Genomic DNA, 3,610 nt, shown 5'->3' with positions numbered 1-3,610 from the left:
GCCAGTTCGCCCGTGACCCGCAGCGCCTTGGGGCCCATCGCCGCCACATACACCGGGATCGGTGTGCCGCCGGGCACCCGCACCGGCCAGGTGGGGCTGGCGTGCAGTTCGCTGCCGTGAAAGTCGACGCCGCCGCTGTTGAACACCGACGCCAGGATCGTCAGGTGCTCGCGCAGCCGGGTGATGGTGTTGGGAAAGTCGGTGCCGAAGGCCGGGCGTTCCACCTGTCGGGCACCCAGTCCCAGCCCCAGGCTGAAGTTGCCGTGCGCGGCGGCCTGCGCCGTTTGCGCCAACGAGGCGACGATCAGCGGGTGACGGGGATTGATCGGCACCACCGAGGTGCCCACGCCCAGCCCGGGCACGGCGGCTCCGACGAGCGCGGCGAGCGCGATCGCGTCGTAGTTCTGCTGTTGGGGTAGCCACACCTGCGCGACACCGAGCTCGTGGGCTCGTTGGGCTTGGGCGATCACGTCATCGACGAGGTTGGGGGCATCGGGACGGGCCATGAGGATGATTCCGGTGGACATGTCCGCAACCAACACGGTTGATCGGCCGGTCATTCCTGTTAAATCACGCTGATCTGACCCGCTGGGCGCCATGGTGATTCACGGCCGCGGACGGTCCCCGACGGGCGGCCGCGGACAACCGCGTCGATACTGGGACTCATGGTTGAGGCATCCGAGGGCACGCTGGAACCGATCGGCGCCGTGCAGCGCACCCTGGTGGGTCGCGAGGCGACCGAGCCGATGCGGGCCGACATCAGGCTGCTGGGCGCCATTCTGGGTGACACGGTGCGCGAGCAGAACGGTCACGAGGTGTTCGAGCTCGTCGAGCGGGCCCGGGTCGAATCGTTTCGGGTGCGACGCTCCGAGATCGACCGCGCGGAGCTGGCGCGGATGTTCGATGGCATCGACATCCACCAGGCGATCCCGGTCATTCGGGCGTTCAGCCACTTCGCGTTGCTGGCCAACGTCGCCGAAGACATCCACCGCGAGCGCCGCCGGGCGATTCACGTCGCCGCCGGCGAGGCGCCGCAGGACAGCAGCCTGGCCGCTACCTACGCCAAACTCGACTCCGCGCAACTGAATTCGGCCACCGTCGCCGGTGCGCTGAAGGGTGCCGTGGTGGCGCCGGTGATCACCGCGCATCCCACCGAGACCCGCCGGCGCACCGTGTTCGTCACCCAGCACCGGATCACCGAACTGATGCGGCTGCACGCCGAGGGACACGACGAAACCGACGACGGCCGTAACATCGAACGCGAGTTGCGCCGCCAGGTCCTCACGCTGTGGCAGACCGCGCTGATCCGGTTGTCCCGGCTGCAGATCACCGACGAGATCGACGTGGGGCTGCGCTACTACGCCGCCGCGTTCTTCAAGGTGATCCCGCAGGTCAACGCCGAGGTGCGCGACGCGCTGCGGAAGCGCTGGCCCGACGCGGACCTGCTCGATCAGCCGATCCTGCAGCCCGGTTCGTGGATCGGCGGGGACCGCGACGGCAATCCGAACGTGACGGGCGACGTGGTGCGCCAGGCCACCGGCAACGCCGCGTTCACCGCGCTGGCGCACTACCTGGCCGAACTGACCGCGCTGGAACAGGAGCTGTCGATGTCGGCGCGCCTGGTCGCGGTCAGCCCCGAGCTGACCGAACTGGCCGAGGGCTGCGGTGAGAAGGCCCGCGCCGACGAGCCGTATCGGCGCGCGGTGCGGGTGATCCGCGCCCGGCTCACCGCGACCGGCGCCGAGATCCTGGACCGCCGACCCCAGCACGAGCTGGACCTCGGGTTGCCGCCGTATGCCGCCCCGGGCGAGCTGCGGGCCGACCTGGACGCCGTCGATGCGTCGCTGCGCGCGCACGGCAGCGCGCTGCTGGCCGACGACCGCCTGGCGCTGCTGCGAGAAGGCGTGCGGGTCTTCGGGTTTCACCTGTGTGGCCTGGACATGCGGCAAAACTCCGACGTGCACGAGGAGGTGGTCGCCGAGCTGCTGGCGTGGTCCGGGGTGCACCCCGATTACGGTTCGCTGCCCGAAGACGACCGGGTCGAGCTGCTGGCCGCCGAGCTGGCCACCCGCCGGCCGCTGGTCGGTGACCGCGCGGAGTTGTCCGAACTGGCCCGCAAAGAGCTGGGCGTGGTGCGCGCGGCGGCGCACGCCATCAAGCGCTACGGACCGTCCGCCGTGCCCAATTACGTGATCTCCATGTGTCGTTCGGTCTCCGACGTCCTCGAGGCCGCGATCCTGCTCAAAGAGGCCGGCCTCATCGACGCGTCCGGGGATGCGCCGTACTGCCCGGTCGGCATCTCACCGCTGTTCGAGACCATCGACGACCTGCACAACGGCGCCACCATCCTGCACGCCATGCTCGAACTCCCGATCTACCGCGCCCTGGTGGCCGCCCGCGACGACAGCCAGGAGGTGATGCTGGGGTATTCCGATTCCAACAAGGACGGCGGCTACCTGGCGTCCAGCTGGGCGGTGTACCGGGCCGAGCTGGCCCTGGTGGAGGTGGCCCGCAAAACCGGAATCCGGTTGCGGCTCTTCCATGGTCGCGGCGGCACCGTCGGCCGCGGCGGCGGGCCGAGCTATGAGGCAATCCTGGCGCAGCCGCCGGGCGCGGTGAGCGGTTCGCTGCGACTCACCGAGCAGGGTGAGGTGATCGCCGCCAAGTACGCCGAACCGCAAGCGGCCCAACGTAACCTGGAGAGCCTGCTGGCCGCTACGCTGGAATCCACGCTGCTGGATGTGGAGGGCCTGGGCGACGCCGCCGAACCGGCGTACGCGGTGCTCGACGAGGTGGCCGTGCTGGCCCAGCGTGCCTACGCCGAATTGGTGCACGAGACACCGGGTTTCGTCGACTACTTCATGGCCTCCACGCCGGTCAGCGAGATCGGTTCGCTGAACATCGGCAGCCGCCCCACCTCACGCAAACCCACCGAGTCCATCTCGGACCTGCGCGCCATCCCCTGGGTGCTGGCGTGGAGCCAGTCGCGGGTCATGCTGCCCGGCTGGTATGGCACCGGGTCGGCGTTCGAACAGTGGATCGCGGCCGGCCCGGAAAGCGAAAGCGAGCGGGTGGACACCCTGCACGAGTTGTACCAGCGCTGGCCGTTTTTCCGCAGCGTGCTGTCCAACCTGGCCCAGGTGCTGGCCAAAAGCGACCTCGGGCTGGCGGCGCGCTACGCCGAATTGGTGGACGACGAGGAATTGCGGCGCCGGGTGTTCGACAAGATCGTCGACGAGCACCGGCGAACCATCGCCATGCACAAGCTCATCACCGGCCAGGACAACCTGCTCGCCGACAACCCGGCGCTGGCGCGTTCGGTGTTCAACCGCTTCCCCTACCTCGAGCCCCTCAATCACCTGCAGGTGGAGTTGCTGCGCCGCTACCGCTCCGGCGACGACGACGAATTGGTGCAGCGCGGCATTTTGCTGACCATGAACGGGCTCGCCAGCGCGCTGCGAAACAGCGGCTGATAACCCGCGATTCGTCTCCCCGGGCCGGCCCCCCGCGAATACCCTGATTGACGCGACGTCGACCGAGGAGACCAGTGAGCGGATCCGGACTACCCCTGTGGCTCTTTCTGGCCTCGGTCGTGGCGGTGGCGATCGCC

General features: G+C 69.1%; 2 protein-coding genes. One reads left to right on the top strand and one right to left on the bottom strand.

Annotated features, from left to right (window positions below; genetic code table 11):
* Positions 1 to 527, bottom strand: a 527-nt coding sequence (locus tag A9W96_RS14370; protein WP_156765245.1) for an LLM class flavin-dependent oxidoreductase, incomplete at its 3' end; no start/stop codon positions are given.
* A 138-nt stretch (positions 528 to 665) separates the two neighbouring features.
* Between A9W96_RS14370 and ppc the strand changes: the two genes are divergently transcribed.
* On the top strand, positions 666 to 3,473 hold the full coding sequence (gene ppc / locus A9W96_RS14365; RefSeq protein ID WP_067140646.1) for a phosphoenolpyruvate carboxylase: 2,808 nt from the start codon (positions 666 to 668) through the stop codon (positions 3,471 to 3,473).
* Positions 3,474 to 3,610 lie beyond the last annotated feature (137 nt).

The sequence above is a fragment of the Mycobacterium sp. 1245852.3 genome (genome assembly GCF_001669335.1).
Taxonomy (GTDB): Bacteria; Actinomycetota; Actinomycetes; order Mycobacteriales; family Mycobacteriaceae; genus Mycobacterium; species Mycobacterium europaeum_A.
The sequence above is the reverse complement of the archived record's forward strand: the minus strand, read 5'-3'. Positions and strand labels throughout refer to the sequence as shown.